This is a genomic window from Nocardioides alpinus, from assembly GCF_900112035.1.
Taxonomy (GTDB): Bacteria; Actinomycetota; Actinomycetes; order Propionibacteriales; family Nocardioidaceae; genus Nocardioides; species Nocardioides alpinus.
This window is the reverse complement of sequence record NZ_FOKC01000001.1, coordinates 424,349-449,825: the sequence shown is the minus strand read 5'-3', so window position 1 is coordinate 449,825 and position 25,477 is coordinate 424,349. Positions and strand designations below refer to the sequence as shown.

27 protein-coding genes and 1 tRNA gene are annotated in these 25,477 nt (G+C 71.3%); 19 read left to right on the top strand and 9 right to left on the bottom strand.

Translation table 11 applies throughout. The features are described from left to right. The first annotated feature begins 2 nt into the window (after positions 1-2). The 3 genes from BM127_RS02195 (at position 3) to BM127_RS02185 (ending at position 1,205) form a co-directional block, all read left to right on the top strand. A tRNA-Gln gene (locus BM127_RS02195) sits at positions 3-84 on the top strand. 24 nt (positions 85-108) lie between these two features. Beyond that, a complete protein-coding gene (locus BM127_RS02190; RefSeq protein WP_091193657.1) occupies positions 109-480 on the top strand; it encodes a hypothetical protein in 372 nt (123 codons plus the stop codon). 134 nt (positions 481-614) lie between these two features. After that, positions 615-1,205, top strand: a complete 591-nt coding sequence (locus tag BM127_RS02185; RefSeq protein ID WP_139227570.1) for a uridine kinase family protein — start codon at positions 615-617, stop codon at positions 1,203-1,205. Here the strand turns inward: BM127_RS02185 and BM127_RS02180 are convergent. After that, positions 1,189-2,076, bottom strand: a complete 888-nt coding sequence (locus tag BM127_RS02180; protein ID WP_091193652.1) for an alpha/beta fold hydrolase — start codon at positions 2,074-2,076, stop codon at positions 1,189-1,191. The two genes, BM127_RS02185 and BM127_RS02180, sit on opposite strands and share 17 nt — an antisense overlap. Beyond that, positions 2,073-2,912 carry an SDR family NAD(P)-dependent oxidoreductase gene (locus BM127_RS02175; RefSeq protein WP_091193649.1) on the bottom strand — a complete coding sequence of 280 codons (840 nt, stop codon included), beginning with the start codon at positions 2,910-2,912 and terminating at the stop codon, positions 2,073-2,075. The genes BM127_RS02180 and BM127_RS02175 overlap by 4 nt, the downstream gene beginning before the upstream one ends. A 46-nt stretch (positions 2,913-2,958) precedes the next feature. On the opposite strand from BM127_RS02175, the gene BM127_RS22955 reads away from it, so the two are divergent. Next, complete coding sequence (locus tag BM127_RS22955) at positions 2,959-3,081, top strand: hypothetical protein (RefSeq protein WP_269212847.1); 123 nt, start codon at positions 2,959-2,961, stop codon at positions 3,079-3,081. Between the two features lie 202 nt (positions 3,082-3,283). Here the strand turns inward: BM127_RS22955 and BM127_RS02170 are convergent, their stop codons facing one another. After that, the gene (locus BM127_RS02170) at positions 3,284-3,526 is read right to left on the bottom strand and encodes a hypothetical protein (RefSeq protein WP_139227568.1); all 243 of its coding nucleotides are present in this window, start codon (positions 3,524-3,526) and stop codon (positions 3,284-3,286) included. A 287-nt stretch (positions 3,527-3,813) separates the two neighbouring features. Here BM127_RS02170 and BM127_RS02165 point away from each other — a divergent pair, with 287 nt between their 5' ends. Next, entirely contained in the window at positions 3,814-4,770 is a 957-nt protein-coding gene (locus BM127_RS02165; RefSeq protein WP_139227566.1) for a hypothetical protein, read from the top strand. 15 nt (positions 4,771-4,785) lie between these two features. On the opposite strand, the gene BM127_RS02160 is transcribed toward BM127_RS02165, so the two are convergent. Genes BM127_RS02160 through BM127_RS02145 form a run of 4 tightly spaced genes read right to left on the bottom strand, consistent with a single transcriptional unit; the run spans position 4,786 to position 9,274 of the window. Next, positions 4,786-6,006, bottom strand: a complete 1,221-nt coding sequence (locus BM127_RS02160; protein ID WP_091193639.1) for a glycosyltransferase family 4 protein — start codon at positions 6,004-6,006, stop codon at positions 4,786-4,788. 20 nt (positions 6,007-6,026) lie between these two features. Beyond that, positions 6,027-6,926: a glycosyltransferase family 2 protein gene (locus BM127_RS02155; RefSeq protein WP_157829650.1), complete on the bottom strand. Its 900-nt coding sequence runs from the start codon at positions 6,924-6,926 to the stop codon at positions 6,027-6,029. Positions 6,927-6,970: 44 nt separating this feature from the next. Next, the gene (locus tag BM127_RS02150) at positions 6,971-8,257 is read right to left on the bottom strand and encodes an O-antigen ligase family protein (protein WP_091193637.1); all 1,287 of its coding nucleotides are present in this window, start codon (positions 8,255-8,257) and stop codon (positions 6,971-6,973) included. A gap of 48 nt (positions 8,258-8,305) precedes the next feature. Continuing rightward, positions 8,306-9,274: a Wzz/FepE/Etk N-terminal domain-containing protein gene (locus BM127_RS02145; RefSeq protein ID WP_091193634.1), complete on the bottom strand. Its 969-nt coding sequence runs from the start codon at positions 9,272-9,274 to the stop codon at positions 8,306-8,308. Positions 9,275-9,400: 126 nt separating this feature from the next. Here BM127_RS02145 and BM127_RS02140 point away from each other — a divergent pair, with 126 nt between their 5' ends. The 3 genes from BM127_RS02140 to BM127_RS02130 all read left to right on the top strand — a co-directional run bounded on the left by BM127_RS02140 (position 9,401) and on the right by BM127_RS02130 (position 12,625). Further along, entirely contained in the window at positions 9,401-10,072 is a 672-nt protein-coding gene (locus tag BM127_RS02140; RefSeq protein ID WP_091193631.1) for a hypothetical protein, read from the top strand. A 34-nt stretch (positions 10,073-10,106) separates the two neighbouring features. Continuing rightward, positions 10,107-11,543 (top strand): bifunctional UDP-N-acetylglucosamine diphosphorylase/glucosamine-1-phosphate N-acetyltransferase GlmU, encoded by a 1,437-nt coding sequence (gene glmU / locus BM127_RS02135; RefSeq protein ID WP_091193628.1) that lies wholly within the window; start codon positions 10,107-10,109, stop codon positions 11,541-11,543. Positions 11,544-11,653: 110 nt separating this feature from the next. Continuing rightward, entirely contained in the window at positions 11,654-12,625 is a 972-nt protein-coding gene (locus BM127_RS02130) for a ribose-phosphate diphosphokinase (RefSeq protein ID WP_091193627.1), read from the top strand. Positions 12,626-12,666: 41 nt separating this feature from the next. Here BM127_RS02130 and BM127_RS02125 read toward each other — a convergent pair whose 3' ends face one another. Together BM127_RS02125 and pepN are read right to left on the bottom strand one after the other, a co-directional pair. Further along, entirely contained in the window at positions 12,667-12,885 is a 219-nt protein-coding gene (locus BM127_RS02125) for a hypothetical protein (RefSeq protein WP_091193624.1), read from the bottom strand. A gap of 204 nt (positions 12,886-13,089) precedes the next feature. Continuing rightward, positions 13,090-15,501, bottom strand: a complete 2,412-nt coding sequence (pepN, locus tag BM127_RS02120) for an aminopeptidase N (RefSeq protein WP_231263161.1) — start codon at positions 15,499-15,501, stop codon at positions 13,090-13,092. A gap of 234 nt (positions 15,502-15,735) precedes the next feature. Here pepN and BM127_RS02115 point away from each other — a divergent pair, with 234 nt between their 5' ends. From BM127_RS02115 to BM127_RS02065, 11 genes are all read left to right on the top strand, one after another. Next, a complete protein-coding gene (locus BM127_RS02115; RefSeq protein WP_091193621.1) occupies positions 15,736-16,428 on the top strand; it encodes a 50S ribosomal protein L25/general stress protein Ctc in 693 nt (230 codons plus the stop codon). Between the two features lie 95 nt (positions 16,429-16,523). Then, on the top strand, positions 16,524-17,114 hold the full coding sequence (gene pth, locus BM127_RS02110; RefSeq protein ID WP_091195360.1) for an aminoacyl-tRNA hydrolase: 591 nt from the start codon (positions 16,524-16,526) through the stop codon (positions 17,112-17,114). Between the two features lie 89 nt (positions 17,115-17,203). After that, the gene (locus BM127_RS02105; protein ID WP_091193620.1) at positions 17,204-17,896 is read left to right on the top strand and encodes a hypothetical protein; all 693 of its coding nucleotides are present in this window, start codon (positions 17,204-17,206) and stop codon (positions 17,894-17,896) included. Between the two features lie 133 nt (positions 17,897-18,029). Next, positions 18,030-18,872: a glycosyltransferase family 2 protein gene (locus BM127_RS02100; RefSeq protein WP_091193619.1), complete on the top strand. Its 843-nt coding sequence runs from the start codon at positions 18,030-18,032 to the stop codon at positions 18,870-18,872. Then, positions 18,869-19,498, top strand: coding sequence for an acyltransferase (locus BM127_RS02095; protein ID WP_091193604.1), 630 nt, complete (start codon positions 18,869-18,871; stop codon positions 19,496-19,498). Before BM127_RS02100 ends, BM127_RS02095 begins: the two co-directional genes overlap by 4 nt. Next, positions 19,495-20,568, top strand: a complete 1,074-nt coding sequence (locus BM127_RS02090) for a Gfo/Idh/MocA family protein (protein ID WP_091193603.1) — start codon at positions 19,495-19,497, stop codon at positions 20,566-20,568. Before BM127_RS02095 ends, BM127_RS02090 begins: the two co-directional genes overlap by 4 nt. Then, positions 20,565-21,566 carry an NAD-dependent epimerase/dehydratase family protein gene (locus BM127_RS02085; protein WP_091193601.1) on the top strand — a complete coding sequence of 334 codons (1,002 nt, stop codon included), beginning with the start codon at positions 20,565-20,567 and terminating at the stop codon, positions 21,564-21,566. Before BM127_RS02090 ends, BM127_RS02085 begins: the two co-directional genes overlap by 4 nt. After that, positions 21,563-22,714 (top strand): DegT/DnrJ/EryC1/StrS family aminotransferase, encoded by a 1,152-nt coding sequence (locus tag BM127_RS02080; RefSeq protein WP_091193599.1) that lies wholly within the window; start codon positions 21,563-21,565, stop codon positions 22,712-22,714. Before BM127_RS02085 ends, BM127_RS02080 begins: the two co-directional genes overlap by 4 nt. Further along, positions 22,702-23,355 carry a NeuD/PglB/VioB family sugar acetyltransferase gene (locus tag BM127_RS02075; protein WP_231263115.1) on the top strand — a complete coding sequence of 218 codons (654 nt, stop codon included), beginning with the start codon at positions 22,702-22,704 and terminating at the stop codon, positions 23,353-23,355. Before BM127_RS02080 ends, BM127_RS02075 begins: the two co-directional genes overlap by 13 nt. Next, entirely contained in the window at positions 23,352-24,476 is a 1,125-nt protein-coding gene (locus BM127_RS02070) for a DegT/DnrJ/EryC1/StrS family aminotransferase (protein ID WP_091193597.1), read from the top strand. The genes BM127_RS02075 and BM127_RS02070 overlap by 4 nt, the downstream gene beginning before the upstream one ends. After that, the gene (locus tag BM127_RS02065; protein ID WP_091193595.1) at positions 24,473-25,456 is read left to right on the top strand and encodes a glycosyltransferase; all 984 of its coding nucleotides are present in this window, start codon (positions 24,473-24,475) and stop codon (positions 25,454-25,456) included. The genes BM127_RS02070 and BM127_RS02065 overlap by 4 nt, the downstream gene beginning before the upstream one ends. Positions 25,457-25,477: the final 21 nt, after the last annotated feature.

Sequence of the window (25,477 nt, the reverse complement as noted above, 5' to 3'; positions counted from 1 at the left end):
ATTCCCCGGTTGGTCTGCCGGCAGGGCCCGCCTGACTTTGAATCAGGACTAGCGACGATGGTTCGACTCCATCCCGGGGAGCCAGTGTCCGGGCGGTAGCGTCCAGGAATGGCCATCACAGAGCTCGTCGGGGTGTACGACGCCGACGGCGGGCTGCTGGGCGAGGCGGCGTACGTCTGGGGCAAGCTGCGCGGCACGAAGCACTGCGGCCTCTGCGACATCACCCACTCCACCGTGCGCCGCAAGGGCGAGTGGGACCGGATGGCGGCGAGCCTGCCGGTCCCGGTCCGGCTCCTCCACCTCAACGAGCTCGACGACGAGCTGCGCGCGAGTGTCGCCGCGACCGGCGCACCAGTCGTGCTGGGGCGCGACGGGTCGGGCTGGCGCGAGCTGGTGGGTGCCGCCGAGCTCGACGCGATGGGGGGATCGGTGGGTGCGCTGGAGGTCGTGCTGCGCCGACAGCTCGAGGCCTCCACCTGACGGGCGTCGTCGTACGGACCCCACGGGGTCGCCCCGCCCCGAGCCACGCTCGTGCGCAGCACGAACGGACCGTTGGGTCCGATCGACCGCAATTCGCGTGCGCCGTGGTGGGCGTGCTGGAAGGCTGGCACGCGATGAGCGAGACGACGTACGACGACCTGCTGGCGCGGGTGCGCGAGCTGGTCGCCACCACTGAGGGCCGGGTCCCCGTCGTCGGGATCACCGGTCACGGCGGGGCGGGCAAGTCGACCCTCGCCGAGAGGCTCGCGGCGGACCTCGGGCTCGAGGAGGACCAGGTCGTCGCGACCGACGCGTTCTACGCCACCACGTGCGGCCCGGACGCCGGGATGTGGGAGCAGTGCGACTGGCCGCTCCTCGAGGCGGTGGTGCGCGGAGCCCGCACCGGGTCCGAGCGGCTGCGCTACGACTACCGCTGGTGGGGTGGCGAGACCGGCACCGAGGACCACCCGATGCCGCCGGTGCTGGTCGTCGAGGGCATCCGGCTGCTCAACGACCGCACGGACGCCTGGTTCGACCTGGCGGTCTGGATCGAGATGGACCCCGACGCGGCCGGTGCTCGCGCCAAGTCCCGCAACCTGCTCCAGGGCGACGACCGGGCCGAGCTCGACCTGTGGGACACCAAGTGGATCCCTGAGGGCCACGCCTACGAGCAGCAGGAGCGACCCCGCGAGCGTGCCGATCTCGTGCTCAGGGCCGAGGGCTGACCCGTTCGAGGAAGGCGCGGTAGTCGTCGGCCGTGCGCCGAGGCATCTCGAGCATCGGCATGTGGCCGGCGTCGGGGTAGCGCACGGTGCGCGCTCCCGGGATGCCGTCCGCCCACACCTGCGCGGTGCTGCGGTGGACGAGCCGGTCCTGCTCGCCCCACATCACCAGGGTCGGCGCGGTGATCTCGCCGAGCCGGTCGTCGAGCGTGGCGACGCCGAAGAAGTCGGTGAAGATCTCCTCGAGCTCCTCGCGGCGTGACACGTAGTCCTCGGCGATGGCGGCGCGCACGAAGCCCGGCACGAAGGGCGGTCGGGCCATCGTCATCGCGTAGAACTCGGGGAAGGCGGCCACGTCGTCGAGGAGGAACGGGTTGCGGCCCGAGCGGATCTGCAGCTCGGCCTCGCTCGGCTCGGGTGAGGCGACGCCGACCGCGTCGCTGAGCAGCAGTGACGCGACCCGGTCGGGATGCGCCAGCGCCAGCGTCGCAGCCACGAAGCCGCCCATCGAGTTGCCGGCGACGTGGGCGCGCTCGATGCCGAGCCGCTCCATCAGGGTGGCCACGCGAGCGGCCTGGGCCGGCGCGGAGAAGCCGGTCCCGGTGGTGAACCCGGACGCGCCGTGGCCGGCGAGCTCCGGCACGACGACCCGGTGGTCGCGGACGAGGTGCTTGGCGAAGCGCATCCACACGACGCGGTCGGCGGTGTAGCCGTGCAGCAGCACGACCACCGGCGCGTCCACCGGGCCGCCCTCGAGGACGGCGAGCGTGGTGTCGCCGACGTCGACCCGGCGCTCGCGCAGGCCGTACGCCCTGGCCTCGGCACGGGTCGCGGTGGCGAGCACGCGCGCCCCGAGCGCCGTACGGCGGCTCACTTCGCGCCCCGCGAGCGCACGACACCGGTGATGAGCCGCTGGTAGCCGGTGGGGGCGATGCGCACCATCGCGTCGAACACCCGGGCGTCGGGGCCGATCAGCGCGCGGCGCTTGTTCTTCTCGACCGCGCCCACGATCACCTCGGCCGCCCTGGCGGGGGAGGTGATGAAGGACTTCTCGAACTCGCGGCTCGACGCGTCCGCGCTCTTGCCGGTGGCGCCGGCGACGCTGTCGTCCACCCGTGCGGCGCGGGCGATGTTGGTCTTGATGCCGCCCGGGTGGATGCACGTGGCACTGACGCAGGAGCGGGTGAGCTCGAGGTCCTGGCGCAGTGACTCGGTGAAGCCGCGGACGGCGTACTTGCTGGCGTTGTAGCCGCTCATCAGCGGCTGCGCGGTGAGCCCGAAGACGCTGGAGATGTTGACGACGTGTCCCTCACCGGAGGCCTCGAGGTGCGGCAGGAACGCCTTCGTCCCGTGGACGACGCCCCAGAAGTTCACGCCCATGATCCAGCGGTAGTCCTCGGTCGAGAGCGACGCGACGGTGCCCGACAGCGCGACGCCGGCGTTGTTGACGACGAGGTTGGCGCGGCCGTGGTCGGCCACCACCGCGTCCGCCCAGGCGAGCACCGCGGCCTCGTCGGCGACGTCGACGGCGGCCGTGGTGACGGCTCGTGCGCGTCCGGCGAGCAGCCGCTCGGTCTCGGCGAGACCGGCGGCGTCGACGTCTGACAGCGCGAGCCGGCAGCCCTTGTCCGCCAGATGCAGGGCCAGCGCCCGCCCGATGCCCGAGCCGGCTCCGGTCACGGCGGCGACCTTGTCGTTGAGGTTCTTCATGAAGGGATCCTAAAATGACGCGCCGGGGCAGTGACGCACTGCGGCCATGGACAACCTCGCCGTCATCGTCCTCGCCGCCGGCACCCGCATGAAGTCGAAGACCATGAAGGTGCTGCACCCCATCGCCGGGCGGGATCACCGACACGGACGGATCTCCACCGGGTCATAGGCCTGTCCTGCTGCGAAGCTCATCTCCATCCGCATTTGGCCGATCAGCTCGACTGCTCGGCGTCGGCGTCGGCGTCGGCGTCGGCGTCGTCCGGGGCCGGGGTGGACGGCGAGGAGGCCGCGCCAAGGACAGTCAGCTCGGTGACCGCGCCGTCCGCGACCGCGACCTCGACAGGCTGGCTCGGTCAAGTCGGTCTCGCCGTTCAGCCGACCAGCGTGGTCGCGTTGATGGTGAACAGCTTGAGAGCCTCCCCACATGGGATCGCGTAGTCGTCGGCGCCGGTGAGCTCGTCGTGCAGGAGGTAGGGCACCGGGGTGCCGGCCGACATGAAGCGGAGTCCCTGGGGACCTGGTCGGACCCGAGAGGCGCCCCAGCAGCGCTTGGTCGTCCCGGTCCACTCGTCGGGCGTGTGCCACTTCTCAACGATGGTGGACACGGTGTACATGACGTTCGTCCTCACGCCGGTGTCCGGCCCGGTGCACTCGGTCTTCGAGGCCCGGGCGCGGTCGGACCACCCGGTGCTGACCGGGTAGGTCAACATCGGGTCCTCGTCGGTGCTCAGCGTGTAGTTGCGGGGAGCCGCTTCCGGAGGGGCCGCTTATACCTAATTTGTGCCGTCCGGTCTGGGCTACGGTGATGGCCCACGAATCGAACCGGGTCGTGCGTGGAATGCCGTGCGCCGGCGTCCGCCGCGAACCCCAACCCGGTCCCGTGGTTTGGAAGGGTGTTTCCATGAGTTCTCCTACAAGAGGGCGCCTGTCGGCTGCCTTCGTCTCCGTCGTCGGCCTCGCGACCGCTCTGTTGGCCGCGCCGACCCTGGCGTCCGCAGGCCCGGCGCCTGCCCACGAGACCTCGCCGGTCGTGGCCTCGGTGCAACCGACCGACACGCTCAGGTCCCAGCGCGCGGAGAGGAAGTGGCCGTCCGCCGCGAACACCGGTGTACCGGCTGGCGTCACGCTGCAGCCCTACAACGGGCCGTGCGCCATCACCCGTGACAACACGGTCATCGATGGCAAGCTGGTCGACTGCGACCTAGAGATCCGTGCCGCAGGAGTGATCATCACCAACTCGAAGATCAACGGCACCGTGTGGAACGACTACGAGGCGCACGACACCTCGTTCAAGATCAGGCGTTCGAACGTGGACGCCGGCGAGCAGGTCTGGTCGGGCATCGGCTCGATCAGGTTCACGGCCCGACGCGTCGAGGTGGTGGGCGGCACGCGCTCGATCATGTGCTGGTACAGGTGCAAAGTCATCGACAGCTATGTCCACGGCCAGATGACGGACGAGGCCGGCAAGGAACACGAGTCCGGGGTCAGGATGGGCTCGCAGGCGAAGATCATCCACAACACCCTGACGTGCGACGCACCGGACGTTCCGCCCGACGCCGGGTGCTCGGCGAGCCTCACGGGCTACGGCGACGGCGCCGTCGTCGAGGACAACCTGATCGAGAACAACCTGTTCTTGGCCTCGACGGGCGGCGCGTGCGCCTACGGCGGCTCGACCAAGGGAAAGCCGTACTCCGACGGAGTCAACAACATCCGGTTCATCGACAACGTCTTCGAGCGCGGGCCGACAGGCAACTGTGGCTACTGGTTTGCGATCACCGACTTCGACAAGACTGCCCCCGGTAACGTCTGGAGCGGCAACCGCTGGCGGCACAGCGAGCAGCGGGTGCCACCGGCGTAGAGGTCGGGCAGCCGATCAGCGACCCGGGATAATTCCCTCGGTGATGACGCTTTCGTAGAGGGCGATCATTTGCTCGACCCTCTGCTCCCACAGGTGCGACGTCTGGATCTTGCGTCGGCCGGCCTCGCCCATGCGCGTGCGTAGGGCGGGGTCTGCGGCCAGCGTCCGGACAGCGGCCGCGCAGTCGGCGGCCAGCTGGTCCGGACTCTCGGCCTCCAGGCGGAAGGCGCACGAGTCGTCGACGTTGGCCCCCGGCCCGCCGCGCTCGCACACAATGACCGGCAGTCCCGCGGCCATGGCCTCGAGAGCGACGTTCCCCCCCGGCTCGCGATAGCTGGGGAAGACGAACACGTCAGCGGCTTCGTAGAACCCGGTGACTTGCTCGCGTGGGAGCGAGCCGTGGAAGGTAACGCGATCTCCGAGCCGGAGCTCCTCGACCAGCTCCTCGCAGGCCGCACGGTCGTTGCCGTCGCCCACGACGTCCAGCACGACGTCGAGGTCGCGCACGAGGTCGAGGGCGCGCACGGTGTCGCGCAGCCCTTTCGTGCGGATGACCCGACCCACCCACACCAGCCGCAGCGGTCCGCTCCGCCCGGAGCGGTCCACCGGCGCAGGGAGGCTGCGGACAGCGGTCTCGCTCATGATCTCGAGCCGTTGGAGCGAGAGCCGCGACAACAGCTCGCCCACGTAGGGTGCGATGCCGACCACGCAGGCGGCGCCCTCGTAGGTCCTGCGCAGCAGCGGGTCGTGGGCGAGCCGCGCCTGGTCGAGCGCGCGGAGCCGCTGGTACCACGGGGTGGCTCCCTCCTCCGCGACGAACGCCGGCGGCGACTCCAGACCACCACCGACCGGGCCGACGACGACGGGGATCCCGAGCCCGTCGGCCAGGCACGGGTAGCGCATGGCCACGGGGACGACCTGGTGCGCGACGTCGAAGGTGGCGCCGGCGGCCAGCTCGCGGCGCAACCAGCGCCGGGCCCGGACGTAGAACGGTGCGTACCCGGGTTGCAGGAGGCTGTTGAACCGTTCGAAACGGCCCACCCCGGGAGGTTCGGGCCACTCCACGACGCGTACGCCGGTGAGCTGCTGGGACGGGGGCACGTGGTCGCGCTTGTGGCTGGTCAGGAGCGTCACCCGCGCCCTGGTCGAGAGCAGCTCCGCCCACTGGTGGGCGAGCCACGATTCGCCCACGTCCTGCCCGTCGCAGGCGGGCGCGATCAAGAGCACGTCACGCATCGGTCCCCCAGAGGTAGTGGTCAGTCGGGAAGCAGGTGCTCGGAGGCGCCGAGCACCTCCGGACGCCGACCCGGTCGCATCAGGGCTGCCAGAGTCGACCAGGACCGACGGTGCCCGAGGACGGCCCGCCTGAGCTCGTTGCCCACCGTGATCACGAAGTAGGCCCAGGCCAAGGGGGTCCCCGCGCGCCTGCGATAGATCCGGACGCGGTTGATGATCTTCATGGTGTGCGTGGTCGCGCTCTCGCCGGAGCCCCCGCCGACGTGCATGCCGCCGGCCCGGGGGGTGTAGACGGTCGACCACCCGAGGTCGCGCGCGCGCAGGCTGAAGTCCGTCTCCTCGGAGTAGAGGAAGTAGGACTCGTCCAGCCCGCCCACGGCGCGGTAGCAGTCGGCGTCGATCAGCAGGATCGCCCCGACCGCCCAGTCCACCTCGTGCTCGAGTTCGTACTCGCCCGGATCCTCGATCCTCTCGGCGAAGGCCGCGATGCCGGTGAAGCTGAGCCCTCCGGCCCTGGCCAAGCTGGGCTTGCGTCGCAGGGTGGGGGACAGGCTGCCATCCGCCTCGCGGACCCGCGGCGCGACCACGCCCACCCCGGCCCGGCCGACGACCTCCAGCAGCACCGGGACCGAGTCGGGATCGAGAGTGGCATCGGGGTTGAGGATCAAGTAGGTGCGGGCGGGTGGCGAGCTCGCGATCCCGCGATTGACGCCCGAGGCGTAGCCGAGGTTGGACGAGCGGGCCAGCGTGCAGTCGGTGCGGCGCTCGAGCATGGTGCATGTGTCGTCGCTCGAGCCGTTGTCCACCACGACGACCGAGAAGGTGAGGTCGGCCATGGCCGAAGGGATGCTGTCGAGCAGTCCCGCGACGTGGTCCGCGCTGTTGTAGGTGACCACCACGACTGCCACGTCCAGGACCACGGGGGCACTATATCCGCGGGTGAGCCCGTGCGTCCGCGGAGGCGTCAGCGCGTCATCTCGCTCCGCGACTTGTCGGGACCAGACCGCGCACCGTCGACGGCCGACAGGCGGTGTACGGCCCCGGCCAGTCCCAGGACCAGGAAGATCGTGCCCATCGTCTGCGGGAAGGCGAACGCGTCGAACAGCAGCAGGCTGAGAAAGCCGACGACGATGCTCGCAGTCAGCGAGATCGTCAGGTCCTTGGTCGCTGCGTCGTCGGTGTGCGCACGCGCGCGCCGCAGGGTGCGGATCGCTACCACGGCGACAGCAAGGAAGGCGACGGTGCCAATGAGGCCCACCGTGACTATGAGCAGGAGGTACTGGTTGTCGAAGATGCGGTACTTGGGCAGGAAGGTGCCGAGTCCACGACCGATGAGCGGCGACCGCTCGAAGAAGTCGCCGGCGAGGCCGAAGCTGCCGGTCCGCGACGAGACGCTTGCGTCCTCCCCGGCTCCGGTGAAGAGGCGGACGATCGAGTTGAGCAGGTTGGGGGTCACCACCAGCATGGCCACCACACCCACGCCCGCGAGCCCCAGCATCTGCCACCGACGTCGCGCCTCCCAGCCGGTCATGCAGATCAGGAGCCCGACAAGCACTCCGAGGTAGGCCGAGCGCGAGGACGTGAGCGGGACGAGCGCCCCGATGGCCGCGGCTGGGAACCAGCGGAGCCAGAGCGGACGCTCCTTGTCGTGGAACGCGATATGTAGGGCGATCGGGAAGAGCACGGCGATGACCACGCCGAACTCGATCGGGTGGACCGACGTCCCGGCCGGCCTCGGGAAGCCACCCCGGTCGAAGTTGCCCGCGGCCTGCGTCAGGGTCAGGCCCGGGATGGACACCCGGTCGACCCACACCTGACGTGTGAGTGCCTGGAGCAGGCCCAGCATCGCCAGGAAGCCGCCAGCCATGGCGATCCGCCGCAGGATCGTGCGGAGGTCCGCGAGCGTGTCGAGGCTGTCATGGGCGAGGAGGAACGTGCCGGCCCACGAGATCAGTGCCAGCACGGCCACGTCGGCGGGGCTGACCTCGTCGGGGCTGACGGGGTGCGACATCGTCCAGGTGTAGGTGAAGCCCACGCAGAACAGGAAGACGACCAGGGCCCGACGCACGGGCTCCGGCTCGGATCCCGTCGACCGCGATGCCGCCACTCGGAGCATGACCCACAGCATGAAGCTGCCCAGCCCGAACACCATCGCCAACGACCCGGCGCTACCGAGGGGGCCGACGATCTGGGTCGAGGGCACCGCGAAGAGCAGCACGAGGTATGCGGTGAGCCAGGCAATGGAATTCATGGTCTCGGGCGTGGCCCGCCTCACCTCCTGTCAGATCCGTGGTGTTCCTCAGGACGGTCGATTGGTGCGGGCTGCGCCGCCCCTGTTGGGCCTGCGGTTCTTCGACGGCCTCGCGTTCTGGCCGGATTTGGCGGTGGCCCTGCCATTCGATGCCGTGCCCGTGCCTGCCAGCTGGGGCTCGGAGCCCGACCCGGCGTGGCTGCGGTCCGAGGCGTCCGACCCTGCCGACGCACCGGACCGGTCTGCGCCATCCGTGGCCGATGCAGGGGACACGGGAGCGCTCGTGGCCGAGGGAGGGGCGGACGTGGGTGGCGTCGGCCGGTCCGCCGCCTGCGGCGACGTGGGGGGCTCAGGGGTGGTCGGGGGATCAGGAGGGCATGCGGCCGCCGTCTGGGCGGCCGTCTGGGCCGCCCTGCGGGCGTTGCGCTGCCGGATCCGACCATCAAGGGCACTGGCGGAAAGCACGGTCGCGACGAGACCGAGTACGACGCCGGCGATCATGAGCCGGACAGTGCCGCCGCGCTCCTCCGTAGCAGATCGATCCACGGTCAGGAGCATCGAGCGGACGCTCGAGGCGGGCGGAGCGTCCACCTCGCTCTGCAGGCGGTCCAGGGTGGCCGTAGCCTTCAGGATCAGCGAGGGCAACGCCTCCAGCGTCGTCGCCTCCGAGGTGCCGGTGACGTCGATCGCGATGACAGGGCCGCGGGTGGACTCCTCGATGGTCACCGCGTAGGTGATCTCGGGGAACTCCTCGGCAACCTGTTCGGCCACCGACGAGCTGCTCAGGGACGACACCACGACGCGGGCGGGCAGGTCGAGGCCGCTGAGCTCCAAGAACGGGTTGCCGTCGTCGCCGACCGTCGCCTTGGACGGGAGGAGCATCACGAGCGCCCGGGCGGTGTACTGGGGAGGGCTTGCCAGCGACGCGGCATAGCCCAGGGCGATCGAGCCAACGAGTCCCAGGACGAGGATGTACCACCGGCGGCGCACGATGCCGAGCAACGCTGGCTTGTCCATAAGTGTGCACGTCCCCGCAAATCGGCCCAAGTGGGCGGTCAAAGGCCTCTGCGTGTAGACGCGCGGCTGACGCGTAGAGTAACAACTGGACGCAAACCCGCACCCCACTCGCGGAGAACCTGGACGATGACACTTTCTGATCTTCTTGCCGCTGCGTGGCGGTTCAAGGTCATCGTTGCTGTCGGCATGGTGTTCACTGCTGCGGCGGGGTTCTTGGCCATTCAGGACCGCACTGTCTTCTGGACGCGGGCAGAGGTGGTCTTCCTCGTGCCGCAGAACGAGTTCCACCCCGACCGCCTCGCCGCCTCGGAGTCGGTCATCATCACGGCCGGTGCCGTGGCCAAGTCGGTGCTCGGCCCAGACCCGGTGCCCAAGTACGCCTCACCCGGCGCGACGCTCGTGGGTGCCGGGGTTCGCGAGGGATGGTCCATCGGGCTTCCCGACAGCGGGGGGCAGTGGGGGACGAACTTCGACAGTCAGGTGCTGGCCATCGAGGCCGTCGGGCCGACGCGAGAGTGGGTTCTCGACACGGTCGAGGAGCTGCGCGAAGAGGTCCGACAGAGCCTCCAGGCGCTCCAGGACGACGCGGGCGTGTCGCTCGACAACCGCATCTCCTTGAAGGCCTCGCCCGCGCAGCCTGTCATCTACGGAGTGGGCGGCAGCCGGCCGAGGGCGCTGCTGATGACGATGCTGCTGGGAGGTGGACTGACCCTGGCGCTCGTGTCCGTGCTCGAAGTCAGGCGCACCCGCCGCGAGAGCGACCCGGTGCCGGAGCTCGTGGGGGCAGCGGCCGGCTGATCTCCATGACCGCGCGCAGTGACAGACTGCGGCCATGGGCAACCTCACCGTCATCGTCCTCGCCGCCGGGGGCGGCACCCGCATGAAGTCGAAGACCATGAAGGTGCTCCACCCCATCGGCGGGCGCTCCATGATCGGCCACGTGCTGCGCGCCGTGGAGGCCGTCGAGCCGACCAGCGTGGTCGCGGTCGTGGGCCACCAGCGCGAGCAGGTCGGCCCGCACATCATCGAGCTGCTGCCGACCGCGGTGCTGGCCGTCCAGGAGACGCAGGAGGGCACGGGCCACGCCGTACGCATCGCGATGGAGGCCTCGGGCACCACGAGCGGGACCGTCATCGTCGCGGCCGGCGACACCCCGCTGCTGGAGGGCGAGTCGCTGCGCGCGTTCGCCGTCGAGCACGAGGCCGCGCAACGGGCCGTCAGCATCCTGAGCGGCAAGGTGCCGAAGCCGTTCGGCTACGGCCGCATCGTGCGCAACGCCGAGGGCGACGTCGAGGCGATCGTGGAGGAGAAGGAGGCGACGCCGGAGCAGCGGGAGATCGACGAGATCAACTCCGGGATCCTCGCCTTCGACGCCGAGTTCCTCATCGGGGCGCTGGCGCGGATCACCAACGACAACGCCAAGGGCGAGTACTACCTGACCGACGCGGTCGGGCTGGCGCGCGAGGACGGCCTCACCGTCGGCGCCCACCTGATCGACGACGTGGCCCAGACCGAGGGCGCCAACGACCGCGCCCAGCTCGCCGAGCTCGGCAAGGAGCTCAACCGCCGCATCGTCACCAGGTGGATGAAGGACGGGGTCACGGTCATGGACCCGGCGACCACCTGGATCGAGTCCGACGTGGTCATCGAGCCGGACGCCACGATCCTGCCCGGCACGCAGCTCCTCGGCGCCACGGTCATCCGCGAGGACGCGGTCATCGGCCCGGACACGACGCTCAAGGACTGCGAGATCGGCGCCGGCGCCCGCGTCATCCGCACCCACGGCGAGCTCGCCGTCATCGGCGACCGCGCCACGGTGGGTCCGTTCGCCTACCTCCGACCCGGCACCCAGCTCGGCGTCGGTGGCAAGATCGGCACCTTCGTGGAGACCAAGAACGCGCAGATCGGCGACGGCGCCAAGGTCCCGCACCTGTCCTACGTCGGCGACGCGGAGATCGGGGAGGGCGCCAACATCGGGGCCGGCACGATCTTCGCCAACTACGACGGGGTGGCCAAGCACCGCACCACGATCGGTCGCCACGCCAAGACCGGCTCGAACAACACCTTCGTCGCCCCGGTCTCGGTCGGCGACGGGGCGGGCACCGCGGGCGGCACCATCGTACGCCGCAACGTGCCGGCCGGAGCGCTGGCCGTGAGCAGCGCCCCGCAGCGCAATTTGGACGGCTGGACCGAGTCGAGGCGGGCGGGGACCGCCCAGGCCGAGGCGGCTCGAACGGCCCGTGAACAGCAGGAGAAGACCGAGGGGTGACCCGGGGTTGGGGATCGCCCGTCCGTGGGCGAGAATCCTGACCAGCACCTCCGAACGAGCCTTCCCCCGAGGCCGACCACCACAGCCAGGAGACGCGTCGCGTGACCGGAATGAAGCGGACCACCGAGAAGAACCTGATGGTCTTCAGTGGCCGGGCCTACCCCGAGCTCTCCGAGGAGGTGGTCGACCTCCTCGAGTGCGGCCTCGTCCCCCAGGACGCGCGGGCCTTCGCCAACGGCGAGCTCTACGTCCGTTACGAGGAGTCCGTGCGCGGCTGCGACGCCTTCGTGATCCAGAGCCACACGGCTCCGATCAACGAGTGGATCATGGAGCACCTGATCATGGTCGACGCCCTCAAGCGGGCCTCGGCGAAGCGGATCACGGTCGTCATGCCGTTCTACGGCTACGCCCGCCAGGACAAGAAGCACCGCGGCCGCGAGCCGATCTCGGCGCGCCTGATGGCCGACCTCTTCAAGACCGCCGGCGCCGACCGGCTGATCACGGTCGACCTGCACGCCGACCAGATCCAGGGCTTCTTCGACGGCCCCGTCGACCACCTGATGGCGCTGCCGATCCTCACCGACTACGTCAAGGAGAAGTACGGCGACCAGCAGCTCGCCGTCGTCTCCCCGGACGCCGGCCGGATCAAGGTCGCCGAGCGCTGGTCGGCCCGCCTCGGCGGCGCACCGCTGGCGTTCATCCACAAGTCCCGGCGCACCGACGTGGCCAACGAGGTCGTCGCCAACCGCGTCGTCGGTGACGTCGGCGGCAAGATCTGCATCCTCACCGACGACATGATCGACACCGGCGGCACGATCGTGAAGGCTGCGGAGGCCTGCATGGAGGCCGGCGCCGCGGGCGTGATCATCGCCGCGACCCACCCGATCCTCTCCGACCCCGCGGTCGACCGGCTGAAGAACTCCTCCGCGATGGAGGTCGTGGTCACCAACACGCTCCCGATCTCCGCGGACCAGCGCTTCGACAAGCTGACCGTGCTCTCGATCGCCCCGCTGATCGCCCGGGCGATCCGCGAGGTCTTCGAGGACGGGTCAGTGACCTCGATGTTCGACGGCCACGCGTAGGCACCCTGCGAGGAACGAGCAGCAGCGCCGCGAGACCAGCCCTACCCCTGGCTCCTGAGCTCGAGCTGCTCGCGCCACCAGGGTTCGGCCTGGTGGACCACCAGCCGGACCACCTCGTCCGCGACAGCGGTGCAACGCTTCGGCGAGGAGTCGAAGTGGATCCAGTGGTCGCCGACCGGGAACTGGGGCTGCCGAGCCGGGGTCGCGGATGCCCGATGTCCCGTGCGGTGACCGTCGTGGGCGGCCGCACGTCGCCCCACGACGTCGTGTGTCCCCCGGGTCCGCACTCAGCAACCTCGACCACGAAGCTCCCGCCACCGGAGAAGAACTCGATGCTGATCAGGCAGATCTGCTCCCCGCCGATCCGCCGCAGGTGGGGTAGCGAGCCCGTGAAGCCCCGCGGGCGGAGATGCTCGTCGATCGCGGCCCGAAGGCTGCGCGAGAGCACCTGCCGCGACGTCATCTCAGAGCGTCCGGTCCAGGTCGTCCAGCCCGTCGTTCCACGCCCGCGCCAGCACCGTCGGCACGTCGCCGCCGGCGAGCGCCTCGACGACCGCGGCGCGCAGCTCACGGCGTACGGCGGGGGTGAGCGGCAGCCGTGGGAAGGCGTCGCCGATCACGTCGGCCATGCCCTGGCCCGAGCGGCGGGCGAGGTCGAGGCCGTCGGTGACGTAGCGCGTGAGGTAGGGGTGGACCAGGTCGGCCTGCTCCCATCCCCAGAAGCCCTCCCCGACGGCGTCGAACTCGTGGTTGCCGAGCTCGCCGCCCATCAGGCGGCCCCACATGTCGGCCTTGCTCTCGGCGGTGGGCACCAGCGCGCGTGCGGCCAGGGCGGCGTGGTGCCCGGAGACCGACCTGTCGCGGGCCTCCTCGGTGTCGATGTGCGAGGCGTCGCCGAGCTCGGCGAGCCGCTGGACCGCGGCCCAGCGCACGCTCTGGTCGACCTCGTCCTGCCCGAGCCACCGGGTGAGGAGCCCCGCGTCGGCGCTCAGCCGCGCCAGCACCCGCGAGGCACCGGGAGCGAGCGCCGGGTCGCCTGCGTCGACCGCGCCACGGGCGATGTCGGCGATCACGGCGAGGTGCCCGGCGACCTCGTCGGGCTCGGCGTAGCGACGCGTGACGAGCTGCAGGGCACGCATCACGCCCTCGAAGACGAGCGGGTGGGTCTCGGGGCGCAGGTGCTGGTCGGCCAGCGCCACCAGGTCGGCGACGGGGATGACCTGCGACTCGCACAGGTCGACCGCGGTCCACCAGAGCATGGCGCGGGTGAGCTGGGACTCCACCGACGACAACCCGGCCGTGATCGCGGCCCACGACTGCTCGTCGGGGCGGATGACCGCAAAGGTCTCGTCGCCCGAGTTGGGCACCACGACCCGTCCGGCGAACTCGTCGAGCCGCACCGGCTCCGCCCCGAGCTGCACGTCGCGGGAGGCCACGAGCCGCATCGCGTCGTCGTACGCCGACACGGTGAGGCGGTGCGGCCGGGATCCTTCGCGCGTGAGCACGGGGACGTCGCCGTCGCGGGTCACCACGAGGGTGTCGAAGCCGGTCGTGCGCAGCCACGCCTGCGCCCAGCTGCGTACGTCGAGCTCGGTGGCCGCGTCGAGCGAGTCGAGGAAGTCGGCGAGGTCGGCGTTGCCGAAGGCATGGGTGGTGAGGTGGCGGTTGACGCCGGCGAGGAAGTCCTGCTCGCCGAGCCAGTGGCCGAGCTGCGCCAGGGTCGCGTTGCCCTTGGCGTAGGTGATCATGTCGAAGTTGGCGAAGGCGGTGTCGACGTCGACGATCTTGTCGGTGTCCTCCGCGATCGGGTGCGACGAGCGCCGCCGGTCGGCGCGGTAGCCGGTGGGCTTGCGGGTGATCGCGGCCGAGGTCCAGGCGTCGGTGTAGCCCGCAGCGATGCCGGCCACGTCGAAGCCCATGAAGTCGGCGAAGGACTCGTTGAGCCAGGAGTCCTCCCACCACTTCATCGTGACGAGGTCGCCGAACCACATGTGCGCCATCTCGTGCGCGATCGTCGAGGCCAGCCACTCACGCTCGAGCTCGGTCGGAGCTCCCTGCGTGAGCGCCTGGTCACGGAAGACCACGCACCCGGGGAACTCCATCGCGCCCCAGTTGAGCCCGGGGGCGAAGACCTGCTGGTAGTCGGCGTAGGGGTACTCCGGCTCGAAGATCGTCGTGTAGTGCTGGAAGCAGGTGCTGGTGATGCGCTTCAGCTCCTCGGCGTCCCGCTCGAGCTCGCGCCCCTGCGACGCCCGCGCGTGCCAGCCGAACGGCAGCGTCCCGCCCGGCGCCGGGGCGTAGGGCTCGTCCCACGTCACCGACACCCACGGCCCGCCGACGAGGGTGAAGAGGTAGGACGAGAAGGGGGGCGTGGTGCCGAAGGTCCAGGTGTCGCCGTCCGTGCCAGACGTCCGGTCCTCGAGCTGCCCGTTGGCCAGCACCGTCCAGTGCGACGGGGCGGTCACGGTCAGCGAGAACGTCGACTTGATGTCGGGCTGGTCGAAGCACGGGATCACCTTCTGGGTGATGTCCATCGATGTGTGCGCGCAGACGTAGCGCTCCCCGTCGGCCGGGTCGACGGTGACGGTCATCCCGTCGCCGTCGGTGACGTAGGGCATCCGCGCGGTGACCCGGACCTCGTTGTGCTCGGCGAGGTCGGTGAGCGGGATCCGCCCCGCGTCGTACGTCGCCGGCCGACCGTCGAGCGTCACGTCGGTGCCGCCGTTGAGCTCGAGGAAGGTCGACGCCCCCGGCTCGTCGCAGCGGAACGTGAGGGTCGCCTCGACACCGAAGTCGTCGGGCGACGTGAGGTCGAGGTGCAGCACGGTGTGGACGTCGGACAGCAGGGTGGCGCGCTCGCGCGCCTCGGGGAGCATCAGGGGCACGACGACACCTTAGGCGCGTGGATTCGACCCACCCCGGGGGGCGGGTCTAGGGTTTCGGGGTTGCCTCGGCGAGGGAGCCCGACGAACGACCTGGGACTCCGTGATCGACTGGGCCGGCTGCCCACACTGCGCCGCGCTCACGATCCGGAGCGCGGCGTTCGTCGTCTCCGGAGCGCCGAGCCCCCGAGACCACACCGACCAGCCCCCAACCGAGTGGAGAACCCCATGTCTGCCCCCGAGAAGATCGCCACCGAGACGCGCACCGAGTTCGGCAAGGGCGCTGCCCGCCGGATCCGTCGCGACAACAAGATCCCCGCCGTCATCTACGGCCACGGCAACGACCCGATCCACGTGATCCTCCCCGGCCACCAGACGATGATGGCCCTCAAGCACGGTGGCGCCAACGCGCTCCTCGCGCTCGACATCGACGGTTCCGAGCAGCTCGCGCTCACCAAGGACGTCCAGGTCGACCCGATCCGCCGGGTCATCGAGCACCTCGACTTCGTCGCCGTCATCCGCGGCGAGAAGGTCACCGTCGACGTCCCGATCCACGTCGTGGGCGACGCCGCTCCCGACACGCTGGTCGTCACCGAGAACGCCGTCGTCTCCGTCGAGGCCGAGGCCACCCACATCCCCGAGTTCTTCGAGGTCTCCGTCGAGGGCGCGGCCCCGGGCACCATGATCCACGCCAAGGACCTCGACCTCCCCTCGGGCACCACGCTGCTCGCCGACGAGGAGCTCCTCATCGTCAACGTGACCGAGCAGATCTCCGCCGAGGCCCTCGAGGCCGAGCTGGAGGAGGCCGAGGCCGAGGCCGGCATCGAGCACGACGTCTCCGACGCCGAGATCGCCGACGCACAGGTCGAGGCCAAGGCCGAGGACGCTGCCATCGAGTCCGAGGGCACCGACTCCGAGTGATCCCGGCCGAGCCGGCGCGTCCGTCCACCTTGCGTGTGCGGATGCGCCGGCTCGCTGCGTCTTGGAAGGATCGTCGCGATGAGGAGGACGAGGGCATGAGCGGCACCGAGGACGGCGTCTGGCTGGTGGTCGGCCTCGGCAACCCCGGCCCCACCTATGCCGGGTACCGCCACAACATCGGCTACCTCGTGACCGACGAGCTGGCGAGCCGGATGGGATCACCCTTCAGGAGTCACAAGTCGGGCCGCGCCGACGTCGTCGAGGGCCGGCTCACGATCGGCGGGCCGCGCGTGGTCCTGGCCCGGGGCCGTGGCTACATGAACGAGTCCGGCGGTCCGGTCAAGGCGCTCGCCTCGTTCTACAAGGTCGAGCCCGACCACGTCATCGCGATCCACGACGAGCTCGACATCGCCTTCGGCACCCTGCGGATCAAGTTCGGCGGCGGCGACAACGGCCACAACGGCCTCAAGTCGATGCGCTCGTCGCTGGCCACCGGAGACTTCTACCGCGTGCGGGCCGGCATCGGCCGACCGTCCGGTCGCCAGGACGTGGCCGACTTCGTGCTGTCCAACTACTCCACGGTCGAGCGCAAGGAGCTGTCGTTCCAGGTCGGCGACGCCGCCGACGCGGTCGAGTCGCTGATCTCCGACGGCCTCGAGAAGACCCAGCAGCGCTTCAACTCCTGAGCCCACCCGCGCCCGTGTCCCCTCTTTGGGGCATGAGATCACCCGGCCTCGCGCCCTAGCGTCGGGGGATCGGCACGAGGGGGAGGCGGATGGCGAGGGTCGTACGCCGGCTGCTCAGGGTGGTGCTCGCCCTCGGCCTGGCCGTCGCGATGGTGGGGCTGGGGCTCAACGTCGCCATGGCGAGCCGGCTGGACCGCATCGAGGGCGCCTTCGCGGGCCTGACCGACAGACCTCCGCCCGCGGACGGGAAGACCGTCCTGGTGGTCGGCACCCGGACCGGAGGTGCGGGTCCCGACGTGCCGTGGCTGTCCGGAGAGCAGTCCGTCGAGGCCGTGATGCTGATCGAGGTCCCCCCTGACGGCCTGTCGGCGGAGGTGGAGTCGCTGCCCGCCAGCAGCGGCATCCGCCCCGTGGTCGCCACGTCGTCGCCCAGCACGGGCGTCGGCCTGGTCGAGGAGTGGTCCGGCCGGCGCGTCGACCACGTGATCGCCATCGACTGGGACACGTTCGTGCGGCTCGCGGACGACAACGGCGTCGACCCGGCGTACGCCTACGGGTCGGGGCCTGCGGCCCAGCACGACTTCCTCGGCCGGGTCCTGGAGGGGACGCTGCACGCCGAGCTGCGCAAGCAGCCGCTCAACCTGCTGCAGGCGCTCCGCACCACCGCAGCCGGGACGGCCGTGGACGACGGGTGGTCGGTGGTCGAGCTGGACCTCATGGTGCTGTCCCTGCGCAACCTGCGCTCGAGCGAGATCACCTTCTCGATGGCGCAGCCGGGATGACGCCGCGCGACGAGCCGGGACCGCTCACCAATATTGGCGAAAGGGTCCCGTCGGCGGCCGAGTCGAGCTCCCGGCTCCCCAAGATCTGAGCGTGCCGGTCGTTCGACGGGCACACGACTTGGGGGAGTTGGGGATGGCCGTCGCGAGCGTCATCATTCCTGCGCACAACGAGGCAGCGAGCATCGGCCGCAACCTCCGCGCTCTCCGGGAGGGCACTCGCGGCGGCGACCTCGACGTGGTCGTCGTCTGCAACGGGTGCACCGACCGGACCGCCGAGGTCGCGCGCAGTGCCGACCCGCTGGCGCGCGTCATCGAGATCCAGCAGCCCTCGAAGGCCGAGGCCGTGCGCGTGGGCAACACCGTGACGGACGTGTTCCCGCGGGTCCACCTCGACGCCGACATCGAGCTCAACGGCCGCGACGTGCTGCAGCTGCTCGAGCCCATCACCGCCGGCCACGTGCTGGCGACCGCTCCCCGCCGCGACGTGCCGCGGGCCGGTTGCTCGCGCTGGGTGCGCTGGTACTACGACGTCTGGGAGTCGTTGCCGCAGGTGGAGTCTGGACTCTTCGGCCGGGGGGTCGTCGTGCTCTCCGAGCAGGCCCAGGCCCGGGTCACCGCGCTGCCCCGGATGATGAGCGACGACCTCGGCATGTCCGACGCGTTCACCGGGGACGAGCGTCGCGTCGTCCCCGGCGCCGTCGCCGTCGTGCACCCGCCGCGCACGGTGCGCGACCTCGTACGCCGTCGGGTCCGGATCGCCACCGGCAACGCCCAGGCCGCGCAGCTCGGCGTGCGCCGACCGACCTCGCGCACCAGCGCGCGCACCCTCCTGGGCCTGGCCGTCGGCCGCCCGGGCGTCGCCCTCCGGCTCCCGGTGTTCGTGGGCGTCCACGTCGCCGCGCAGCTCGGTGCCCGACAGGCCCTGCGGGCCGGCGACTTCACCACCTGGCAACGAGACGAAAGCTCCCGCTCATGACGACACTCTCCGGTCCGAGGGCCCACCGCGGCGCCGACACCGTGATCGCTCCCACCGCCTCCGTCGAGGACGGCGCCCTGGTCGGTCCCGGCGCGCAGGTCTGGGACCAGTCCGCAGTCCGCGCCGGCGCCGAGATCGGCGCCGACACGATCATCGGCCGCAACGTCTACGTCGGTCCCGGCACCCGGATCGGGGAGCGCTGCAAGGTCCAGAACCAGGCCCTCCTCTACGAGCCGGCGGTCCTGGAGGACGGCGTCTTCATCGGACCGGCCGTGGTGCTGACCAACGACACCTACCCCCGCGCGGTGACGCCCGACGGCCGCCGCAAGGGCGCCGAGGACTGGGAGGCGGTCGGCGTGACCGTCCGCGAGGGCGCATCGATCGGTGCGCGCGCCGTCTGCGTGGCGCCGGTGACGATCGGCCGCTGGGCCAGCGTCGGGGCCGGGGCCGTCGTGACCCGGGACGTGCCCGACCACGCCCTCGTCGTCGGGACGCCCGCACGCCGCGTCGGATGGGTCGGGCGCAGCGGCGTACCCCTCGTGTCCGACACCCACGACCGATGGATCTGCCCGGCCTCGGGCGAGGTCTACCTGGAGCACGAAGGACGACTGGAGGAAGCTCGATGAACCGCAACCTGGGCATCGCCGTGATCGGCGCCGGCTACTGGGGGCCCAACCTGGTCCGCAACTTCGGCGGCTCGCCGGGCTGGGACCTGCGCACGGTGTGCGACCTCGACCTCGACCGGGCGCGGAAGGTCGCCGGCCCGCACGTCGCCGTCACCGACAGCGTGGAGCGGGTGCTGGACGACCCCGACATCGACGCGGTCGCGATCGCCACGCCGGCGCGCACGCACCGTGGCCTCGCCCTCGACGCACTCCGCGCCGGCAAGCACGTGCTCGTCGAGAAGCCTCTGGCCGACAGCGTCGCCGGCGGGCGGGCCATGGTCGACCTGGCCGAGCGGGAGGGCCTGGTCCTGATGACGGACCACACCTACTGCTACACCCCTGCGGTCCAGAAGATGCGGGACCTCGTGGTCAGCGGCGAGCTGGGCCAGGTGCACTTCGTCGACTCGGTGCGCATCAACCTCGGCCTCATCCAGCCCGACATCGACGTCCTGTGGGACCTCGCGCCGCACGACCTCGCGATCCTCGACTTCGTGCTGCCGGGTGGTCTCCCCACTGCCGGCATCGGCGCGACCGGCGCCGACCCCATCGGTGCCGGCCGCGCCTGTGTCGGCCACCTGACGCTCCCGCTGCCGGACGACGGGCTGGCGCACGTGCACGTCAACTGGCTGAGCCCGACCAAGATCCGCCAGATGGTGATCGGCGGCTCCCGTCGCACCCTCGTGTGGGACGACCTCAACCCGCAGCAGCGGCTCAGCGTCTTCGACCGCGGCGTCGACCTGGCCCGTACGTCTGTGGCCGGCTCGGACCGTGCGGCCTCGACCGTCTCCTACCGCCTCGGCGACACGTGGTCTCCCGCCCTGCCCGAGCGCGAGGCGCTCGGGTCGATGGTGGGCGAGTTCGCGGCTGCGATCCGCGAGGGGCGGCAGGCGCTGACCGACGGCCGCTCGGGGCTCCGGGTCCTCGAGGTGCTGGAGCAGGCCTCCCGCCGGCTCGCCGAGCAGGCGGTGCCGGTCGGGCCGCCGCCGGTGCCCCGCCAGGCGACCGAGCGCGTGCTGGAGGTCAGCCGATGACCGCGCTCACCGGGGCCACCGTGCTCGTCACCGGAGGTGCCGGCACGATCGGCTCGACCCTCGTCGACCAGCTCCTCGACGCCGGGGTCTCGCAGGTCCGGGTCCTCGACAACATGGTGCGGGGCCGTGAGTTCAACCTCGCCGACGCCCTCGTCCGCGGTGGTGTCGAGCTGGTCCGCGGCGACATCCGCGACCGGGACCTCGTCCACGACCTGACCCGCGGCTGCGACCTCGTCTTCCACCAGGCCGCCATCCGGATCACCCAGTGCGCGGAGGAGCCGCGGCTCGCCCTCGAGGTGCTCGTCGACGGCACCTTCAACGTCGTCGAGGCAGCCACCTCCGCCGGCGTCGACAAGCTGGTGGCCGCCTCGTCGGCCTCGGTCTACGGGCTCGCCGAGCAGTTCCCGACGCCCGAGGTCCAGCACCCCTACGCCAACGACACCTTCTACGGCGCGGCCAAGACCTTCAACGAGGGCATGCTGCGCAGCTTCCGCGCCATGCACGGCCTCGACTACGTCGCACTGCGCTACTTCAACGTCTACGGCCCGCGGATGGACGTCCACGGCCTCTACACCGAGGTGCTGGTGCGGTGGATGGAGCGCATCGATGACGGCCAGCCCCCGCTGATCTTCGGGGACGGGCGGCAGACGATGGACTTCGTCTTCACCACCGACATCGCCCGCGCCAACGTGCTGGCAGCCGCGTCACCGGTCGTGGAGGGCGTCTACAACGTCGCTCGCGGCGAGGAGACCAGCCTGCTCGGGCTCGCCGAGACGTTGCTGCGGGTGATGGGCTCGGACCTGCCCGTCGAGCACGGACCCGAGCGCGGCGTCAACGGTGTCGTACGCCGTCTCGCCGACACCTGCGCCGCCGAGCGCGACCTGGGCTTCGTCGCCGACACCGGCCTCGAGGACGGGCTGCGTGCCCTGGTGGAGTGGTGGCGTCCGCAGCGCGAGGAGATCGCTGCCGGACGGCCCGTGCCGGCGGTGGCCCGATGAGCCTGGACCAGCAGCTGACCCGCATCAACGTGATGCAGCCGTGGCTCGGCGAGGAGGAGGTCGCGGCGGTCGCCGCGGTGCTGCGGTCCGGCTGGGTCGCCCAGGGCCCACGCGTGGCGGCGTTCGAGGCCGCCTTCGCCGCCTCGCAGGAGGCTGCTCACGCGGTGGCCGTCAGCAACTGCACCACTGCTCTCCACCTGGCGCTCGTGGTCGCCGGTGTCGGGCCCGGCGACGAGGTCGTCGTCCCGTCCTTCTCGTTCGTCGCCACGGCCAACGCACCGACCTACGTCGGGGCGACACCGGTGTTCGCGGACGTGGACGCGACGACCGGCAATCTCACCCCTGCCACGATCGCCACGGTGGTCACCGCGCGGACGCGTGCGGTGATCGCCGTGGACCAGGGCGGCGTGCCGCTCGACCTGCGCGCCATCCGTGCCTGGTGCGACCCGCTCGGCATCACCGTCATCGAGGACGCCGCGTGCGCGGCGGGCTCGACCGCGCACGGGCGTCCGGTGGGCGCCGGTGCGGAGATCGCGGCCTGGTCGTTCCACCCGCGCAAGCTCCTCACCACGGGTGAGGGCGGCATGCTCACCACGTCGCGCAGCGACTGGGCCGATCGCGCCCGCCGGCTGCGCGAGCACGCCATGTCCACCTCCGCGGCGGATAGGCACGCGAGCGTGCTCGCCCCGCCGGAGTCCTACGCCGAGGTCGGCTTCAACTTCCGGATGACCGACCTGCAGGCGGCCGTGGGCAGCGTCCAGCTGGGTCGGCTGCCCGCCATGGTCGCCCGCCGCCGCGAGCGCGCCGCGACGTACGCCGCCGTGGTGGCCGACCTGCCCGGTCTGCGGATGGTGGCCGATCCGGCCTGGGGCACCACCAACTTCCAGTCCTGCTGGGTCGAGGTCCTCGAGGACCACCCGATGGACCGCGAGGAGCTGATGGTCCATCTCGCCGAGGCAGGCATCTCCGCACGGCGCGGCATCATGGCGGCCCACCGCCAGCCGGCGCACGACCACCGGTCGCACGCGCCGCTCCCGGTCACCGAGCGACTCAACGACCGGACGCTGATCCTGCCGCTGTTCCACCAGATGACCGACCCGGAGCAGGCACGCGTGTGCGAGGCCCTCAGCACGGCGTGGCGACCGTGAGCGGCCTGCTGCTCGTCGGCGCCAGCGGCCTGGCCCGTGAGGCCACCACTGTGGCGGTGTGGCTGCACCACCAGGGCCCGGTCAGCATCGTCGACGACGACCCCGCCACCTGGGGCACCCTCCACGGGCTGACCCCGGTCCTCGGCTCGGTCGACCTCGTCACCGACGTCGTCGACCACGACGTGGTGCTCACGCTCGGCAAGGGGGGACACCGGCACCGGGTCGCCCTGCGCCTCGAGATGCTGGGGATGGATCCCGGGCGCTACACCTCGCTCATCCACCCCCGCGTCGTGCTGCCCGGCAGCTGCTCCATCGGCACGGGCTCGATCGCCCTCGACGGGGTGGTCCTCACCGCCGACGTCGAGGTCGGCCGGCACGTGGTGCTGATGCCGCAGGTGACGCTCACCCACGGGTGCCGCGTCCACGACTTCGCGACGATCTGTGCCGGGGTGTCCCTCGGCGGCGACGTCGAGATCGGCGAGGGCGCCTACGTCGGCATGAACGCGTCCGTGCGCCAAGGAGTGCACGTCGGAGCAGGTGCCACCGTCGGGATGGGCGCCGTCGTCCTCCACGACGTCCCCGCAGGAGAGACCTGGGTGGGCGTCCCTGCCCGCCCCGTCCGGACAGGAGTCACCGCATGAGTGTCAAGGTTCCCTTCGTCGATCTCGCCTCGCCGCACGCCGAGGTGGCCGACGAGGTGGAGGCGGGCATCGCCGCCGTCTTCGCCGCGACCGCGTTCGTCGACGGCCCGCCCGTGGCCGCGTTCGAGCAGCAGTACGCCGACTTCGTCGGGGTCGACCACTGCGTCGGCGTCGCCAACGGCACCGACGCCCTCGAGCTGGCGCTGCGCGCCGCCGGCGTGGGCCCGGGCGGGGAGGTCGTCGTCCCGGCCAACACCTTCGTGGCCACCGCCGAGGCGGTCTCGCGGATCGGCGCCGTGCCGGTGCCCGTGGATGTCGACGACGACCGGCTGCTGATCGATCCCGCGGCCCTCGACGCGGCGATCGGCGACCGGACCCAGGCAGTCGTGGCGGTCCACCTCTTCGGCCAGCTCGCACCGATGGAGCAGCTGTCCGCGATCTGCACGGCAGCCGGCGTACCGCTGGTCGAGGACGCGGCCCAGTCCCAGGGCGCGCGACTGGGCGGCCGCGGCTCGGGGGGGATCGGGACGATCGCCGCCACCAGCTTCTACCCGGGCAAGAACCTCGGCGCCGCCGGCGACGCGGGTGCCGTGACCACCGACGACGCGACGATGGCCGCCGAGGTCCGGAGGCTGCGCAACCACGGCTCCGCCACCCGCTACGTCCACGACGTGATCGGGATGAACTCCCGGCTCGACACCATCCAGGCCGTCTACCTGCAGGCCAAGCTCGACCGGCTGGAGAAGTGGAACGAGCTCCGCGTGCGCGCGGCCGCCCGCTACGACAGCCTGCTGGCCGACGTGCCGGGCGTACGACGTCCGCTGCCGGGAGCCGAGGGACAGCACGTCTGGCACCTCTACGTCGTGCGGGTCGCCGAACGCGACCGGGTGCTGGCCGAGCTCGGGCGCGCCGGGATCGGTGCCGGGATCCACTACCCCTGCCCGGTGCACCTGACCGGGGCCTACGCCCATCTCGGGCTGGGGCCGGGGACGGCGCCCGTGGCCGAGGCCGCGGCCGGGGAGATCCTGTCCCTCCCGATGCACCCGCACCTGACCGAGTCGATGCAGGACCGCGTCGTCGAGGTCCTGGCGGCCGCGGTCGCTGGAGGGGGAGCCTCGTGACCACGCTCCTGGTCGCCAACGACGGCGGACACCTGATGCAGCTCCACACGCTCCGCCCGCGCCTGGGCGTCGGCGCGGACGTGGTGTGGGTGACCGTCCGGACGCCCCAGACCGAGTCGATGCTGGCCGGTGAGCAGGTGCACTGGATGGCGCCGTGCCCGCCCCGCGACCTGCGTGCCGTGGCGCGCAACGCCCTCGCCGCCCGCCAGCTGTTCCGGCTCCACGACGTACGCCTCGTGGTCAGCACCGGCGCCGCGCTCGCGCTCGCCGTGCTCCCGCAGGCGAGGATGCGCGGCATCGAGACGGTCTACATCGAGAGCGCCACGCGCCGCGACGAGCCGTCCCTGTCGGGTCGCGCGATGGCGGCGATGCCGGGCATCTCGACCTTCAGCCAGTCCAGTGACCTGTGCACCGGCGCCTGGACCTACCTGGCCTCGCCGTGGGACCTCTACGACACCAGCCCGATCGAGCCCCGACCGATCCGGTCGATGGTCGTGAGCCTGGGCACGCAGGAGGACTACGGCTTCCGCCGGCTGCTCGACCGGCTGGTGCCGCTGGTGCCGCCGAGCACGAAGGTGCTGTGGCAGACCGGCGGTACGGACACCACCGGCCTGGGCATCGACGGGCGCTCGCGGGTGCCCTCGGAGGAGATGCGGACCTCGATCCGCGACGCCGACGTCGTGGTCGCCCATGCCGGGACGGGCATCGCCCTGATGGCGCTGGAAAACGGCAAGTGCCCGATCCTCGTGCCGCGCCGGGCCCGCCATGGCGAGCACGTCGACGACCACCAGATGACCATCGCGCTCGACCTGGCGCTGCGCGACCTCTGCATCTCGCGCGACGCCGACAGCCTCAAGGGGCGCGACCTGGTCGCCGCCGCGAGCAGGACCGTCACCAAGCTGACCGACCCGCCTCAGCTGCGGATCAGCAGCGTGCGCATCCCCCGCCAGCGAGTGCCGGGCCAGCCGGTCGGCGTCTGACCCCCAATGTGGGGAAAACGG

Bases quoted from the DNA above. Each gene is read 5' to 3' on its own strand.
- BM127_RS02165 (WP_139227566.1), top strand. From the start codon at position 3,814: ATGAGTTCTCCTACAAGAGGGCGCCTGTCGGCTGCCTTCGTCTCCGTC.
- pepN (WP_231263161.1), bottom strand. From the start codon at position 15,501: ATGCTCCCCGAGGCGCGCGAGCGCGCCACCCTGCTGTCCGACGTCCAC.
- BM127_RS02170 (WP_139227568.1), bottom strand. From the start codon at position 3,526: ATGTACACCGTGTCCACCATCGTTGAGAAGTGGCACACGCCCGACGAG.
- BM127_RS02150 (WP_091193637.1), bottom strand. From the start codon at position 8,257: ATGAATTCCATTGCCTGGCTCACCGCATACCTCGTGCTGCTCTTCGCG.
- BM127_RS02115 (WP_091193621.1), top strand. From the start codon at position 15,736: ATGTCTGCCCCCGAGAAGATCGCCACCGAGACGCGCACCGAGTTCGGC.
- glmU (WP_091193628.1), top strand. From the start codon at position 10,107: ATGGGCAACCTCACCGTCATCGTCCTCGCCGCCGGGGGCGGCACCCGC.
- BM127_RS02140 (WP_091193631.1), top strand. From the start codon at position 9,401: ATGACACTTTCTGATCTTCTTGCCGCTGCGTGGCGGTTCAAGGTCATC.
- BM127_RS02130 (WP_091193627.1), top strand. From the start codon at position 11,654: ATGAAGCGGACCACCGAGAAGAACCTGATGGTCTTCAGTGGCCGGGCC.
- BM127_RS22955 (WP_269212847.1), top strand. From the start codon at position 2,959: ATGGACAACCTCGCCGTCATCGTCCTCGCCGCCGGCACCCGCATGAAG.
- BM127_RS02090 (WP_091193603.1), top strand. From the start codon at position 19,495: ATGAACCGCAACCTGGGCATCGCCGTGATCGGCGCCGGCTACTGGGGG.
- BM127_RS02100 (WP_091193619.1), top strand. From the start codon at position 18,030: ATGGCCGTCGCGAGCGTCATCATTCCTGCGCACAACGAGGCAGCGAGC.
- BM127_RS02160 (WP_091193639.1), bottom strand. From the start codon at position 6,006: ATGCGTGACGTGCTCTTGATCGCGCCCGCCTGCGACGGGCAGGACGTG.
- BM127_RS02175 (WP_091193649.1), bottom strand. From the start codon at position 2,912: ATGAAGAACCTCAACGACAAGGTCGCCGCCGTGACCGGAGCCGGCTCG.
- pth (WP_091195360.1), top strand. From the start codon at position 16,524: ATGAGCGGCACCGAGGACGGCGTCTGGCTGGTGGTCGGCCTCGGCAAC.
- BM127_RS02185 (WP_139227570.1), top strand. From the start codon at position 615: ATGAGCGAGACGACGTACGACGACCTGCTGGCGCGGGTGCGCGAGCTG.
- BM127_RS02190 (WP_091193657.1), top strand. From the start codon at position 109: ATGGCCATCACAGAGCTCGTCGGGGTGTACGACGCCGACGGCGGGCTG.
- BM127_RS02095 (WP_091193604.1), top strand. From the start codon at position 18,869: ATGACGACACTCTCCGGTCCGAGGGCCCACCGCGGCGCCGACACCGTG.
- BM127_RS02145 (WP_091193634.1), bottom strand. From the start codon at position 9,274: ATGGACAAGCCAGCGTTGCTCGGCATCGTGCGCCGCCGGTGGTACATC.
- BM127_RS02080 (WP_091193599.1), top strand. From the start codon at position 21,563: ATGAGCCTGGACCAGCAGCTGACCCGCATCAACGTGATGCAGCCGTGG.
- BM127_RS02070 (WP_091193597.1), top strand. From the start codon at position 23,352: ATGAGTGTCAAGGTTCCCTTCGTCGATCTCGCCTCGCCGCACGCCGAG.
- BM127_RS02105 (WP_091193620.1), top strand. From the start codon at position 17,204: ATGGCGAGGGTCGTACGCCGGCTGCTCAGGGTGGTGCTCGCCCTCGGC.
- BM127_RS02085 (WP_091193601.1), top strand. From the start codon at position 20,565: ATGACCGCGCTCACCGGGGCCACCGTGCTCGTCACCGGAGGTGCCGGC.